The organism is Pararhizobium sp. P1_E7, from assembly GCF_056405855.1.
Window position 1 is genome coordinate 1 of sequence record NZ_JBFUBH010000015.1, and the last position, 13851, is coordinate 13851.

Annotated in this window: 13 protein-coding genes and 1 tRNA gene; 9 read left to right on the forward strand and 5 right to left on the reverse strand. The window is 61.8% G+C overall.

Annotated features, from left to right (window positions below):
* The coding region (locus tag AC1D17_RS15845; RefSeq protein ID WP_477566417.1) for an ATP-binding protein at positions 1-298 on the reverse strand (298 nt) is incomplete at its 3' end.
* Positions 299-542: 244 nt separating this feature from the next.
* Positions 543-616, reverse strand: a tRNA-Gln gene (locus AC1D17_RS15850).
* 265 nt (positions 617-881) lie between these two features.
* On the opposite strand from AC1D17_RS15850, the gene AC1D17_RS15855 reads away from it, so the two are divergent.
* From AC1D17_RS15855 to AC1D17_RS15865, 3 genes are read left to right on the forward strand one after another with little or no spacing between them, the layout of a single operon-like run.
* The gene (locus AC1D17_RS15855; protein WP_477566335.1) at positions 882-2486 is read left to right on the forward strand and encodes a Ppx/GppA phosphatase family protein; all 1605 of its coding nucleotides are present in this window, start codon (positions 882-884) and stop codon (positions 2484-2486) included.
* Complete coding sequence (locus tag AC1D17_RS15860) at positions 2483-3262, forward strand: RlmE family RNA methyltransferase (protein WP_264222276.1); 780 nt, start codon at positions 2483-2485, stop codon at positions 3260-3262. The genes AC1D17_RS15855 and AC1D17_RS15860 overlap by 4 nt, the downstream gene beginning before the upstream one ends.
* Positions 3263-3265: 3 nt before the next feature.
* A complete protein-coding gene (locus AC1D17_RS15865; RefSeq protein WP_477566336.1) occupies positions 3266-3649 on the forward strand; it encodes a VOC family protein in 384 nt (127 codons plus the stop codon).
* A gap of 12 nt (positions 3650-3661) precedes the next feature.
* Here the strand turns inward: AC1D17_RS15865 and AC1D17_RS15870 are convergent, their stop codons facing one another.
* Positions 3662-5074 carry a DHA2 family efflux MFS transporter permease subunit gene (locus AC1D17_RS15870; RefSeq protein ID WP_477566337.1) on the reverse strand — a complete coding sequence of 471 codons (1413 nt, stop codon included), beginning with the start codon at positions 5072-5074 and terminating at the stop codon, positions 3662-3664.
* Positions 5075-5435: 361 nt separating this feature from the next.
* On the opposite strand from AC1D17_RS15870, the gene guaB reads away from it, so the two are divergent.
* Positions 5436-6932, forward strand: a complete 1497-nt coding sequence (guaB, locus tag AC1D17_RS15875) for an IMP dehydrogenase (RefSeq protein WP_477566338.1) — start codon at positions 5436-5438, stop codon at positions 6930-6932.
* A gap of 82 nt (positions 6933-7014) precedes the next feature.
* On the opposite strand, the gene AC1D17_RS15880 is transcribed toward guaB, so the two are convergent.
* Positions 7015-8283 carry a low temperature requirement protein A gene (locus AC1D17_RS15880; RefSeq protein ID WP_477566339.1) on the reverse strand — a complete coding sequence of 423 codons (1269 nt, stop codon included), beginning with the start codon at positions 8281-8283 and terminating at the stop codon, positions 7015-7017.
* Between the two features lie 150 nt (positions 8284-8433).
* Here AC1D17_RS15880 and AC1D17_RS15885 point away from each other — a divergent pair, with 150 nt between their 5' ends.
* The 5 genes from AC1D17_RS15885 to AC1D17_RS15905 all read left to right on the forward strand — a co-directional run bounded on the left by AC1D17_RS15885 (position 8434) and on the right by AC1D17_RS15905 (position 12818).
* A complete protein-coding gene (locus AC1D17_RS15885) occupies positions 8434-8853 on the forward strand; it encodes an MAPEG family protein (protein ID WP_477566340.1) in 420 nt (139 codons plus the stop codon).
* A 233-nt stretch (positions 8854-9086) separates the two neighbouring features.
* The gene (locus tag AC1D17_RS15890) at positions 9087-10214 is read left to right on the forward strand and encodes a DUF3734 domain-containing protein (protein WP_477566341.1); all 1128 of its coding nucleotides are present in this window, start codon (positions 9087-9089) and stop codon (positions 10212-10214) included.
* Positions 10211-10951, forward strand: coding sequence for an acetoacetate decarboxylase (locus tag AC1D17_RS15895; protein WP_477566342.1), 741 nt, complete (start codon positions 10211-10213; stop codon positions 10949-10951). Before AC1D17_RS15890 ends, AC1D17_RS15895 begins: the two co-directional genes overlap by 4 nt.
* 12 nt (positions 10952-10963) lie before the next feature.
* The gene (locus AC1D17_RS15900; protein ID WP_477566343.1) at positions 10964-11746 is read left to right on the forward strand and encodes a 3-hydroxybutyrate dehydrogenase; all 783 of its coding nucleotides are present in this window, start codon (positions 10964-10966) and stop codon (positions 11744-11746) included.
* Positions 11747-11942: 196 nt separating this feature from the next.
* The gene (locus tag AC1D17_RS15905; RefSeq protein ID WP_477566344.1) at positions 11943-12818 is read left to right on the forward strand and encodes a dienelactone hydrolase family protein; all 876 of its coding nucleotides are present in this window, start codon (positions 11943-11945) and stop codon (positions 12816-12818) included.
* Between the two features lie 33 nt (positions 12819-12851).
* Here AC1D17_RS15905 and AC1D17_RS15910 read toward each other — a convergent pair whose 3' ends face one another.
* Complete coding sequence (locus AC1D17_RS15910) at positions 12852-13751, reverse strand: hydrogen peroxide-inducible genes activator (protein ID WP_477566345.1); 900 nt, start codon at positions 13749-13751, stop codon at positions 12852-12854.
* Between the last annotated feature and the right edge of the window lie 100 nt (positions 13752-13851).

Consider the following 13851-nt stretch of genomic DNA (forward strand, 5'->3'; position numbering starts at 1 on the left):
GGTTGTTGGCGTCGTCGAGGAAGTCGCAGCGATGAAGCTGCTGCACGAGCGCCTCGTTGATCTCGCTACTGGCGAAGTCAAAGCCATTCAGATCACGGTAGGCCGGGAAGCGTGCGGTTTTGAGCTGATAAGCCGTTGATCGGACTTCGCGCTCCGCGGTCTCCGCCTTGAGAAGCTGGGACAAGATCGGAATGGCAGCCTCGAACGCCGGCGATCCCTGCTCGGTCAAATCACCGACGGCATGGGCCAGTGCCGCCTTGTCCTGTGGAAGGAAACGGCCGTAGTGCTTGGCCACCATGTCCGCCGTATCCTGGATGGCGTAGCTCGCCTGTTCGTATGAGCCGGTTTGCTTCAGGATATGGGTCGCCAGCACATCCCGGACGTTATGCGGGCCATGTCTATACCCGAGGGCTCTGCCATCGCGCTCGATCGGCGTGGGCATCACCTTTGGGCTACAGTTCTGGGCATCAGGTCGCCAATGATGCCAAAACGGGATCCGGCACGACTGGAAAATCAAGGAATTAAGGGCTTTTAGGGAGAATTGGCTGGGGAACCTGGATTCGAACCAGGACTAACGGAGTCAGAGTCCGTGGGTCTACCGTTAACCTATTCCCCAAAACTGCGTGGGCGATGTTTGTGCCCAGCCGGTGAGGCGGGCTTATAAACAAAAGATCGGGGGATGCAATAGATTTTGGCAAAAAATCCGCAGCGACCGGCAAAAACTCTTGAGCGGCGGCCGTGAAAGGTGCGCGATCGGCTGGGCCCGCGTGGTGTGCAAAAAGAATTTGGCGATTTGGGGTGGCACTGGTAAAGTCCATCCAACGAAAATCAAGAGAGCGCCTTGAGCGGCTATCGTTCCGCGCGGCGCAATGGACAGACACGTGAGAGACCCCGACCACGGCGAACAGCCGTCCGTTTCCGGGGCGTCGGCAGCAGGCCGCAACGACGGGCAGTCACCGCCCCGTTCCGGCAAGGGCAAGCGCAGACGGGGTAAACCGTCGCGCAATGCCTCTGCGAATGCCAGTTCCTCCGTTGGCAACGGAGAAACACGGCGTCCCGAAGTGACAGATGCCACCGGAGAACCGGTGCGCAAGCGCAAACGTAGGCGCCGTTCCAAGTCCGGCCAGGCACAGCAGTCTGCTGCATCCGGAACGGTTGCCGATGCCGCCGTTCAAAGGGCGGCTGGCGCTCCAGGCCCAGACAATTCCAGCCAGAAACGCAGCAAGAAGCACCGGCAGCGCCGCAGCCTGCAGGGACGCCCGCTCGCCGTCAGCGACAAGCCGAGACCGGCTGCCGATGCCGCCCGGCCGCAGCCTGCGGCGACGGCCTCCGGTGCCCGTGCGGACGATAGGCCATCGCCCGGCTCTCACGCTCATGCCAGCCCTCACGGTCATGAGCGGCGCGGCAGTGGCCAAGCATACGCGCACGGGTCTGATTCGGGCTCGCCGCTCTATGCGGCGCTCGATCTTGGCACCAACAATTGCCGCCTTCTGATTGCGCAGCCGACCCGTCCCGGCCAGTTCCGGGTCGTCGATGCCTTTTCGCGCATCGTCCGGCTTGGCGAGGGGCTCGGCGCGTCCGGTCGCCTGTCGCCAGATGCGATGGACCGCTCGATCGAGGCCCTGAAGGTCTGCGCCGCCAAGCTGAAGAACCGCGATATCCGCAAGACCCGGCTGATTGCCACCGAGGCTGCCCGTGCCGCCGAAAACGGCGAGGCTTTCCTTGAGCGCGTGCTGGCCGAGACCGGCCTGGAACTCGAGATCATCAACCGCGAGACCGAGGCCCGGCTTGCCGTCTCCGGCTGCTCGTCGCTGGTCGGGCGCGAAACGAAATCGGTGGTGCTGTTCGATATCGGCGGCGGCTCCTCGGAGATTGCCGTCATCAAGATCGGCGAGAACCGGTCGAGCCGGCTTGCCAATCACATCACCCACTGGACATCGCTGCCGGTCGGCGTCGTGACGCTGTCGGAACGGCATGGCGGCCAGGATGTCTCGCCGGCAAGTTTTGAAGCCATGGTGCTCGAGGTTCAGGGCATGTTGTCCAATTTCGATTGCCCGGCCATCCACACTTTGGAAAATCCCGGCGACGAGAATGGTTTTCACCTGATCGGCACCTCCGGGACGGTGACGACGCTGGCTGGCGTCCATCTCGACCTGCCGCGCTACGACCGCCGCAAGGTCGATGGTCTGTGGCTGTCGGACGACGAGGTCTCGGCCATGCAGGCGCGTCTCTTGTCCTGGGATTTCACCGCGCGTGCCGCCAATCCCTGCATCGGACCGGACCGGGCCGATCTGGTTCTGGCCGGATGCGCCATTCTCGAAGCCATTCGCCGCCGCTGGCCATCGGAGCGCATGCGTGTCGCCGATCGCGGCCTGCGCGAGGGGCTTTTGACCGATATGATGGCCGATGATGGCGTCTGGCGGCGCGGCCGCGCCCGCCGGCCGGTGCGTGGCCCGTATGGTTCCCAAGAAGGAAATACACAATGAGCAAACCCCCGATCGGCGGAAACCGCACCGGGCGCAAGCTTGGCCAGAAGGTCAAAAAAGGCAAGCTGAAGGCGTCGTCGCGGCGCTGGATCGAGCGGCATATCAACGATCCCTATGTGCAGCGCGCGCAGCTCGAAGGCTATCGCGCCCGCGCTGCGTTCAAGCTTTTGGAGATCGACGAGAAGCACAAGATCCTTTCCGGCGCCAAGCGCATCATCGATCTGGGCGCTGCCCCCGGCAGCTGGTCGCAGATCGCCGCCAAGGTGACGAACTCGACCGATGCCGAGCCCAAGGTCGTTGCGATCGATTTTCTCGAGCTCGATCCGCTGGCGGGCGTCCACATCCTGCAGCTGGACTTCCTCGATCCGACGGCGCCGGAAAAGCTGATGACGGCGCTCGGCGGCACGCCGGATTTGGTGCTGTCCGACATGGCCGCACCGACGACCGGCCATCGCCAGACCGACCATATCCGCACCATGCACCTGTGCGAAGTCGCTGCCTATTTCGCCATCGACGTTTTGGCGGAGGGGGGGCATTTCCTGGCCAAGACTTTCCAGGGCGGTGCAGAGCGGGAGCTTTTGACGCTTTTGAAGCAGAATTTCAAACAGGTTATCCATGTGAAGCCGGCGGCGTCGCGGGCCGAATCGGTCGAGATGTTCCTGCTTGCCAAGGGCTTCAAGGGCCGCAAGCCCGGTGCCCGCTCGCTCTATGACAGCGAGACCGAAATCGATGACAGGGATGTGGTGGACGAGCGGGACGCGGTCGAGGCCGAGTGAAACATGCTTCTCTACGTGACCATCGGCAGCAACGATCTTGGCCGGGCGCAGCTGTTTTATGATGCTGCGCTGGCGCCGCTTGGGTTGAAACGCCGCCAGCAAGACGATGTCGAGATCGGCTATGGCGCCGAAAGCGATACGCGCTGCCGGCTCTGGGTGGTCACGCCCTATGACCGCAATGCCGCGACGATCGGCAATGGGTCGATGGTCGCGCTCGAAGCGGAAAGCCGCGCCGTGGTCGATGCTTTCTATGAGGCCGCACTTGCCCATGGCGGCAGCGACGAGGGCGCGCCGGGCTTGCGGCCGTTTCACCCCCATTTCTACGCGGCTTATGTCCGGGATCCCGATGGCAACAAGCTGTCGGCGGTTTGCGAGCGGCCGGAATAGGTCATTCCATCGCTATTTGACGGCAATCGTCTCGGCTTCCGGATCCGTCCGCATCCGGTGACCGGACACGGATGCGCCTGCCGTCTTCGACATGCCGATCAGCGGAATGACCGCCGACAGGGTGATGGCGGAAATCAGCATGAAGGCGATCTGGAAGTCGTGCAGTTCCAGTTTCGATCCCGTCAGCGTCGTCTCGATCTCGAGGATCGCGCCGGCAACGGCAACGCCGAGCGCCAGGCTCATCTGCTGCAAGACGGCGGTCATCGATGTCGCCTTGCTGGCTTGCCTGTCCGGGATGTCGGCGAAAGCCAGCGCGTTGACACTGGTGAAGAAGAACGAGCGGGCAAAACCGGCGAGCAGCAGGATGAACATCATCACGGCGTAGGGCGTTGCCGGGGTGAACAGGCCGTTGATGAAGGTCAGGATCGTGCCGGCGATGCAGGCAAAGATCAGCGTCGTGCGGAAACCGGCGAAGATCAGCACGCGCTTGGCAAAGAACTTCGTCGTCAACGCCCCGACGGCACCGACAAAGGTGATCATGCCGGACTGAAACGGTGTCAGGCCGAAGCCGACCTGCAGCATCAGCGGCATCAGGAAGGGGACCGCGCCGATCGAGATGCGAAACAGCGTGCCGCCGATGGCAGCGGCCCGGAATGCACTGTCCTTGAACAGGTTGAGATCGAGCAGCGGGGCCGGATGGCGCCGCGCGTGACGGACGTAGAGGATGGCGCAGATGACGCCGATGATGACGGCTGCAGCCCCGGCCTGCGGCGGCAGCGCCGGCAGGCTCATCACCGACAGGCCGAACATCGTGCCGGATGCGGCGATGGCGCTGAGGAAAAAACCCTTGATGTCGATCGGCGGCGGTGCGTCGCTCTTGATCTCCGGCAGGTAGATACCGGACAGGATGTAGCCGAGAACCCCGACCGGCACATTGATGAGAAAGATCCAGTGCCAGGAGAAATAGGTGGTGATGAAGCCGCCGAGCGGCGGGCCCGCGAGCGGCCCGACGAGTGCGGGGATGGTGAGCAGCGCCATGGCGCCGACCAGTTCGCTGCGCTGCGTCGAACGCACCAGCACGAGGCGCGCCACCGGCGTCATCATCGCGCCGCCCATGCCTTGCAGGAAGCGCGAGACGACGAAGCCAAGCACGCTGCCGGCAAAGGCGCAGAGGATCGAGCCGGCGATAAAAACCAGGATAGCGGCGCGAAAGACCCGTTTGGCGCCGAACCGGTCGGCCATCCAGCCGCTGAGCGGAATGAAAATCGCCAGCGATACCATGTAGGAGGTCAGCGCCAGCTTCAGCGTGATCGGCCCGACGCCGAGGTCATGGGCGATCGCCGGCAGCGACGTGGCAATGACGGTCGAGTCCATCTGCTCCATGAACAGAGCGACGGCGAGGATCATCGGAACGATGCGATTCATGCGAACGGCCTTGCGCGGTATGGCGGAGCGCCGGAAATAGTGGACTACTGCGGCAAAAGTCGCGATCCGGGGGCTCACTTTGCAATCACAACCGTGTGAATCCGGCAGGCCTATCCTGTCAAGACCCTAGAAGTTGCCTGCCGGAAACCTGCCAGTTCGAAACCTGATATCGCATTTGCGAAAAGAATCTTGGCCGGTCCGGCACACTTGCCGGGCTTTTGCTATTTCCAACCCGTCATATCCGTGTTACCAGCCCTCGCCAACTTCCAAGAAACTCTCGCCCGCTTGAGCGTGGCGAGTCTCCCGCCGCACTGTTGTCCAACTGTGCGGGGAGAACACCTTTTACTGAAGGGATTTGGCCATGGCGCGCATCATCGAAACGGCAACCGGTTTGGAGGCACTGACCTTCGACGACGTTCTTCTGCAACCCGGACATTCCGAAGTCATGCCGGGGCAGACGAATATCGCCACCCGCATCGCCCAGGATATCGATCTCAACCTGCCGATCCTCTCGTCCGCGATGGATACGGTCACCGAAGGGCGTCTGGCGATTGCCATGGCGCAGGCCGGCGGTATCGGCGTCATCCACCGCAACCTGACCCCGATCGAACAGGCCGAGCAGGTCCGCCAGGTCAAGAAGTTCGAAAGCGGCATGGTCGTCAACCCGGTGACCATCGGCCCTGACGCGACGCTGGCCGACGCCCTGGCGCTGATGAAGATGTATTCGATCTCCGGCATTCCGGTCGTCGAGAACGCAACCGGCAAAATTCCAGGCCGCCTCGTCGGCATCCTGACCAATCGCGATGTGCGCTTTGCATCTGATCCGGGCCAGAAGATCTATGAACTGATGACCCGCGACAACCTGATCACGGTGACGGAAAATGTCGAGCAGCAGGAAGCCAAGCGCCTCCTTCACACCCATCGTATCGAGAAGCTCCTGGTCATCGATGGCGACGGCCGTTGCGTCGGTCTGATCACCGTCAAGGACATCGAAAAGTCGCAGCTCAACCCGAACGCCTCGAAGGATGCGCAGGGCCGTCTGCGCGCCGCTGCCGCCATCAGCGTCGGTGATGACGGTATCGAGCGGGCCGAGCGGCTGATCGATGCCGGTGTCGACCTGATCGTGGTAGATACCGCCCATGGCCATTCGCAGCGCGTTCTCGATGCGGTGACCAAGGTCAAGACCATGTCGAACTCGGTTCGCATCATGGCCGGCAACGTCGCCACCGCCGGTGGCACCAAGGCGCTGATCGATGCCGGGGCGGATGCCGTCAAGGTCGGTATCGGCCCGGGCTCGATCTGCACCACCCGCATCGTTGCCGGCGTCGGCGTGCCGCAGCTTGCAGCCATCATGGCAGCGGTCGAGGCAGCCCAGGCAGCCAATATCCCGGTTATCGCCGATGGCGGCATCAAGTTCTCGGGCGATCTGGCCAAGGCGATTGCCGCTGGCGCGTCTGCCTGCATGATCGGCTCGCTGCTTGCCGGCACCGACGAGAGCCCGGGCGAAGTGTTCCTCTACCAGGGCCGCTCGTTCAAGGCCTATCGCGGCATGGGGTCCGTCGGCGCCATGGCGCGCGGCTCGGCAGACCGTTACTTCCAGGCGGAAGTGCGCGACACGCTCAAGCTGGTTCCTGAAGGCATCGAAGGCCAGGTGCCGTACAAGGGTCCGGTCTCCGGCGTCCTGCATCAGCTGGCCGGCGGCCTGAAGGCATCGATGGGTTATGTCGGCGGCAAGACCATCAAGGACTTTCAGGAGCGCGCCACCTTCGTGCGCATCTCCGGTGCGGGCCTGCGTGAAAGCCACGCCCACGACGTGACGATCACCCGCGAAAGCCCGAACTATCCCGGCTCGATGTAAGCGTGACTGTCCCGTTGACCGCATGCGGTCAGGGTTTGTGATTGAAAAGGCGGCGGAAAGATTTTCGCCGCCTTTTCGTTTTCTAATTCGAGGAACCGAGCGCGCGAGCCAGCGCCCGGTTGCCATAGCGATGCCCCTTTGCCTCATAACCGATGACCGGGACGAGCGGCGCCAGCATCAGCACTGTGAGGCAGACAGTCATGCTGACGCCCACGGAGGCTGCAATGACCGGCAGCACCAGCAGGATGCCAGCGCCGGCCAGAAGCCAGAGATAGAAGGCTTCCATTCTGCGCAGGAGATAGACGTAGTGGGCAAAGATCAGCAGGATATAGGCGCCGACGGGAATGGCTACGGCCAGCACGGCGGCAACGGCGCCGATATGCGCCTTGTGCTCGATATAATAGGCCGCCACATGCAGGCCCGCGCCGGTTGCGGCGATTGATGCAAAGATCAGCATGTGACCGTACCCCCAGACAAAGGCCCGGTTGCGGAAGTGATGCAGGATCTGGCCGGACGGCAGCAGGAAATACAGCCACCACATGCCAAAGGTAAGGCCGGTGCCGGCAACGCAGATGAGGACGGCGTCGAGGTTCCATCCCTGCTCCCCGACGATAGCCGAGATCGAGGCCACTGTTCCGACCACGCCTTCGCCAAGTGTGATGATCGCCAAAAGGCCGTACCGTTCGGCGATGTGATGCGCATGCCACGGTGTGCCACCGCCTCTGCGTTCGGCGATGACGGGGCCGGCCATTTCGATGAGGATGAGCATGGCGGCGCAAAGACATGTCGGCAGGAGCGGCATGTCGATGAAGATCAGCACGATCCAGCCGATCTGGGCAATGGATATTGCCGTCGCGTAGGACAGGCAGGCGGCGCGCCGGTCGGGCGTTTGCCGTGCGGCACGCAGCCACTGAAAAATCATCGCCACCCGCATGATGACATAACCGAGCACCATGATGCCGTTATCGACATGTGCGCCCTTGTCGATGGATTCGAACATCTGCGGCAGGCCGAGCGCAAGGATCAGCACACCGACCATCTGCACCATTGTGGTCAGCCGGTAGATCCAGTCGTCGGTGTCGAAGGCGGAGGCGAACCAGGAGAAGTTCACCCACGCCCAGCAGACGGCGAACATCGCCAAACCAAAGCCCGTCATCCCGGCCGCGTAATGGCCTTCCGCAAGCAGATGGGCGAGCTGCGACCCGGCAATACCAAAGGCGATGACGAAGGTAAGGTCGAACAGAAGCTCGAGCGGTGTCGCGACCCGGTGGTGTTCGTGCGGATCGCGTCCGCGCATCGCAGCAGCATGATGGGTGGGCAGCGGAGCGACGGAAGCATGCTGTTCGGACATACGGTTCTTTCTCGTTGAGGCTTAAGCGAACATCGTTCATTCGTAAAACGGCTGTCAAGCAAGGAGCGCGCTGCGGCGTAGTGGCGAACCGTTCTGGATTTCACGCTGGCCCGCTATAGATCAAGCGGGGTTCGAAAAGACGGAGTGATCATGCCCATTTCGACTGCAATCTTCTGGCCGGTCATCGCGCAGGTCGCGTTGATCCATCTCATCTATTTCCTGATGTTGAAACGCCGCAACAGCGCCATGCGCGCCGGGACCGCCAAGGCATCGGATTTCTGGGTTCCTGCCATCGAGCCGGAGCCCAGCGCCACCGTCGCCCGCAGCCTCATCAACCAGTTCGAGCTGCCGGTCCTTTTCTTCCTCGTCTGCGTGCTGTTGCATCTGACTGCTGGTGTGAACTATGCCGCGCTTGCCCTTGCTTGGCTCTTCGTGCTTAGCCGCTGCGCGCATGCCTATGTGCATGTCACGTCCAACAGGTTGCAGATACGCCAGCGTCTCTTCGTGACCGGGTTCGTCCTCAATTTCAGTCTGTGGTTGCTTTTCGCGATCCATCTGGCCGGTATTTGATGGCTGCGGCTGTCACATTGTCTTGCATTGCGCAGTGCACAAGACCGGACTATCATCCGGCTCCAACGGCGCGAAAAGAAACGTAGCGTCCATGTCAACCAATTGAATTAACCGAACATACCGCCTCTCAATAGCCTTTCCACGCTACCGAAACCTAATCTGCGAAGGCGGAACCGGACAACCTTCCAGCCGTTGTCTCTTCGCAGGTGCAATCGTCCGAAGGAAAGCATCCAGTGAGCATACCCACAGAGAAGACCGTTCTGGTATTTCAGGGCGGCGGTGCTCTCGGCGCCTATCAGGCAGGGGCCTACGAGGCGTTGCATGAAGCCGGCGTCCGGCCGGATTGGCTGGCCGGCATTTCCATCGGCTCGATCAACTCCGCGATCATTGCCGGCAGCCCCGTCGATCAGCGCGTCGATAATCTGCGCACTTTCTGGCACCGGGTTTCGTCAGGACTGCCGGGTCATTTTCACGGCAATGGCAATGCCATGCGCAAGTGGTTCAACGAATCCTCCGCCTTTCTCGGCTCGTTGACCGGTGTTCCCGGCTTTTTCACGCCGCGCGTTTTTGCGCCGTGGAAAATTCCCGGCGATCCGATGGCGGCAATCAGCCTTTATGACACGACACCGCTGGAGGAAACGCTTGCCGGCCTGGTGGATTTCGACCTGATCAATTCAGGCGCCATCCGGCTGAGCCTCGGTGCCGTCGATGTCATGAGCGGCAATTTCAATTACTTCGACAACAATCACTGCGCCTTTTCGGTCAAGCATGTCGCCGCCTCCGGCGCTTTGCCGCCGGGCTTTGCGCCGGTCGAGATCGACGGCCGTTTCTATTGGGACGGCGGCATCGTTTCCAACACGCCGTTGCAGCGGGTGCTTTCCGGACAGGAGCTGGAAACCGATCTGTGCATCTTCCAGGTCGATCTGTTCAGTGCCAAGGGGCCCTTGCCGAGGGACCTTTTCGATGTCGAGGCGCGGGAAAAGGAAATCCGCTTTTCCAGCCGCACCCGGCTCAACACCGATCAGTTCCGCAAACTTCAGTCGGTGCGCATGGCGGCCAAGCGGCTGATGGAAAAGCTGCCGCCAGAGCTGAAGGATGATCCGGACGCGCGGCTTCTCGAAAAGATCGGCAATGACTGCGCCGTCACGATGGTGCACCTGATCTATCGGCATAAGGCCTATGAAAGCGGGTCCAAGGACTATGAGTTCTCGCGGCTGTCCGTGGAGGAGCACTGGAAGGCCGGGCATGACGATGTGGTCGAGACGCTGAGCCATCCGGATTGGCTAAACCGCACGCGCCCGACCAACGGGATACGGGTTTTCGATCTTGCCGAGCAACGCCTGCGTGGGAAAAAGCCATGAAAATTGAAGATGTCGTTCGCAATGCCTTCGCCATGCCGCTGACCAGTCCGTCCTATCCGCCGGGACCATACCGGTTCGTCAACCGCGAATACATGATCATCACCTATCGCACCGATCCGGAAGCCCTGCGCCGGGTGGTGCCGGAACCGCTTCAGTTCGACGAGCCGCTGGTAAAATACGAATTCATCCGCATGCCGGATTCCACCGGCTTTGGCGATTATACCGAGTCCGGCCAGGTCATCCCGGTCACCTATAACGGCGTGCACGGCGGCTATGTGCACTCGATGTATCTGAATGACGACGCGCCGATCGCCGGTGGCCGCGAGATCTGGGGTTTTCCAAAGAAGCTCGCCGAGCCGTCGCTGACGCCGGTCAAGGACGCACTGGTCGGTACGCTCGATTACGGCGGCCAGCGGGTGGCGACCGCCACGATGGGTTTCAAGCACCGCACGCTCGACAAGGCGAAAATCCTCGAAAGCCTGAAGCAGCCGAATTTCATGCTGAAGATCATTCCGCATGTCGATTGCACGCCGCGCATCTGCGAGCTGGTCCGCTATTATCTCGAAGACCTGACGGTGAAGGGCGCCTGGGAAGGTCCGGGCGCGTTGGCGCTGTTTCCGCATGCGCTGGCGCCGGTCGCCGACCTGCCGGTGCTGGAAGTCAAATCCGCCGTCCACATCCTCTCCGACCTGACGCTGGGCCTCGGCGAAGTGGTCCATGATTATCTTGCAAAATAGGGAGTTAAAACCATGAAACTCAAGGACAAGGTCTGCATCGTCACCGGCTCGGCCAGCGGCATTGGCCTCGCGATCGCCAGGAAATACGTGTCGGAAGGCGCCAAGGTCGTCATCGCTGACCTCAAGCTTGAAGCGGCCGAAGCCACGGCCAAGGACTTGACCGCAATGGGCCCGGGCGAGGCGATTGGTCTTGCGATGGACGTGACCAGCGAAGACGCGGTCAATACCGGCGTCGCCGCCGTCGTGGCAAAGTGGGGCAGGGTGGATGTCCTCGTCTCCAATGCCGGCATCCAGATCGTCAACAAGATCGAGGACTACGCCTTTTCCGACTGGAAAAAGATGCTCGCCATCCATCTCGATGGCGCCTTCCTGACCACCAAGGCCTGCGTTCCGCACATGAAGGCGCAGAAGGGCGGGGCGATCATCTATATGGGTTCGGTGCATTCGCACGAGGCCTCGCCGCTGAAGTCGGCCTATGTCACCGCCAAGCACGGCCTGCTCGGCCTTGCCCGGGTCGTCGCCAAGGAGGGTGGGCCGGACGGTGTGCGTGCCAACGTCATCTGCCCGGGGTTCGTAAAGACGCCGCTGGTTGAAAAGCAGATTCCGGAACAGGCAAAGGCGCTTGGCATCTCGGAAGACGAGGTCGTCAAGAAGGTGATGCTCGGCGGCACGGTCGATACCGAATTCACCACGGTCGAGGATGTCGCGGAAGTGGCGCTGTTGTTTGCCGGTTTCGAGACCAATGCGCTCACCGGCCAGTCGCTTGTCGTCAGCCACGGCTGGTATATGCAATAATCAGCACCTGATCCGGCCGTGCTCTACATGGCCGGATCACGTTTGCGTCAATTTACGGTGTAGTCATTGCCTTACGCGGCAACTGACACAGATTTGTTTCCTCGGCCGGTCACGGTGAGAACGTGACATGAACCAAACGCCATCACAGCGCCTGCATGTCCTTGGGGCGTGATGGCGCACGCGTCAGGAGGAAAGTATGGAAACGCCGCAGATCACCCAGGCGATGATCAATGCCTATGACGAGTACACCCATCTGAGCCTCGACCGCCGCGCCTTCATGCGCAAGCTGACGGCGCTGACGGGGTCGGCAGCAACTGCGGCTGCGATCGCGCCGCTGCTCGCCGCCAATGGCGCGCAGGCTGAAATGATCCCGGAAGCGGACCCGCGCGTCAAAGCCGAGGATGTCACCTATCCCGGCGCCGGCGCAGACATGAAGGGCTATCTGGTGCGCCCCGCCGATGCGTCCGGCAAGCTGCCCGCCGTCATCGTCATCCATGAGAACCGCGGTCTCAACCCGCATATCAAGGACGTCGCCCGCCGCATGGCGCTGGAAGGTTTCGTTGCGCTTGCCCCGGATTTCCTGTCGCCCGCTGGCGGCACTCCTGCCGACGAGGACAAGGCCCGCGAAATGATCGGCGCGCTCGATGGCAAGCAGACGGTCGACAATGCGGTTGCGACCGTCACTTATCTGGAGGGCAATGACCTCACCACCGGCAAGGCCGGCGCCATCGGGTTCTGCTGGGGCGGCGGTCTGGTCAACAAGCTGGCCGTTGCCTCCCCCGACCTGAAAGCCGGTGTTGCCTATTACGGCGCCCAGCCGCCGGCCGCAGACGTGCCGAAGATCAAGGCGGCGCTGCTCCTGCACTATGCCGGTCTCGACGACCGCATCAACGCCGGCATTGACGCCTATAAAAAAGCGCTGACCGACAACGGCAAGGACTTCACCATCCACATCTACGATGGCGTCAATCACGCCTTCAACAACGACACCTCGGCGGCCCGCTACGACAAGGCAGCCGCCGATCTGGCTTGGGGGCGGACGGTGGAGTTCCTGAAGGCCAAGGTCGTCTGATACCAGGTCTCGATCATCGAGACTTGGTATGACCTATTGCAGCAACCGTTTGGCGGCTTCCGAAATCAGGCTGGCCAGCGCATGCTGATCGTTCTGGCGGCCGCTGCGCGTGCGCCAGACAAGGCCGATCTTGCGCGACGGCTGCGGCTCGGCAAAGGGAACGATCCGCATGCGGTTGCGGGTCTTTTCGTCGTTGACGGCGATCTCCGGGATCAGCGTGATGCCCATGCCGTGGCTGACCATCTGCAACAGGGTGGCCATCGAGGTCGCCCCGTAATTGGCAACGCGCCGGCCGGAGTGGATGCCGCAGACGGCGAGCGCATGATCGCGCAGGCAATGGCCTTCCTCAAGCAGAAGCAGCCGCTCGACATCGACCTTGTCCTCGGTCATCGGCGACATCAGGATGGTGTTTTCATCCTCGGTGCTGGCAATCAGGAACCGGTCCTCGAACAACAGTGAACTCGACAGGTTCTCCTCGTCGATCGGAAGCGCAACGATGACGCTGTCGAGCCGGCCGTGGCGCAGCTCGTCGAGGCAGGGGCCGGTCAGGAGCTCCTTCAGCTCGATCTGCAGGTTGGGATAGCGCTCGCGCACCAGCGGAATGAGCACGGGCACGAGATAGGGGGCGACGGTCGGGATGATCCCCAGCCGGTGTTTGCCTTCCAGAACCCCGGTGACCTGCCGAGCCTGTTGATAGAGCTGATCGATGCCGCCAAGCAGCTTGCGCACTTCCGGCAAAAGCGCCTCGCCCTCGCGCGTCAAAAGCGTCAGACCCTTGCCGCGCTCCACCAGCTTGACGCTGAGTTCGCGTTCCATTTCGGCGATCTGCGCCGACAGCGCCGGCTGGCTGACATTGACCATCTGGGCGGCCCGTCCGAAATGCCGGGCGCTGGCGAGCGCATCGAAATAACGCATTTGGCGAATGGTGATCATGATAGGTTTATCCTATCGATATTCTCATTAAATACAATTGGAAATTATGAAGTAGATGGAGGATGTTGCGGCGGAACCAATGAAATTGCATTTCAAACAG

Bases quoted from the DNA above. Each gene is read 5' to 3' on its own strand.
- AC1D17_RS15880 (WP_477566339.1), bottom strand. From the start codon at position 8,283: ATGTCCGAACAGCATGCTTCCGTCGCTCCGCTGCCCACCCATCATGCT.
- guaB (WP_477566338.1), top strand. From the start codon at position 5,436: ATGGCGCGCATCATCGAAACGGCAACCGGTTTGGAGGCACTGACCTTC.
- AC1D17_RS15900 (WP_477566343.1), top strand. From the start codon at position 10,964: ATGAAACTCAAGGACAAGGTCTGCATCGTCACCGGCTCGGCCAGCGGC.
- AC1D17_RS15865 (WP_477566336.1), top strand. From the start codon at position 3,266: ATGCTTCTCTACGTGACCATCGGCAGCAACGATCTTGGCCGGGCGCAG.
- AC1D17_RS15895 (WP_477566342.1), top strand. From the start codon at position 10,211: ATGAAAATTGAAGATGTCGTTCGCAATGCCTTCGCCATGCCGCTGACC.
- AC1D17_RS15885 (WP_477566340.1), top strand. From the start codon at position 8,434: ATGCCCATTTCGACTGCAATCTTCTGGCCGGTCATCGCGCAGGTCGCG.
- AC1D17_RS15905 (WP_477566344.1), top strand. From the start codon at position 11,943: ATGGAAACGCCGCAGATCACCCAGGCGATGATCAATGCCTATGACGAG.
- AC1D17_RS15870 (WP_477566337.1), bottom strand. From the start codon at position 5,074: ATGAATCGCATCGTTCCGATGATCCTCGCCGTCGCTCTGTTCATGGAG.
- AC1D17_RS15910 (WP_477566345.1), bottom strand. From the start codon at position 13,751: ATGATCACCATTCGCCAAATGCGTTATTTCGATGCGCTCGCCAGCGCC.
- AC1D17_RS15860 (WP_264222276.1), top strand. From the start codon at position 2,483: ATGAGCAAACCCCCGATCGGCGGAAACCGCACCGGGCGCAAGCTTGGC.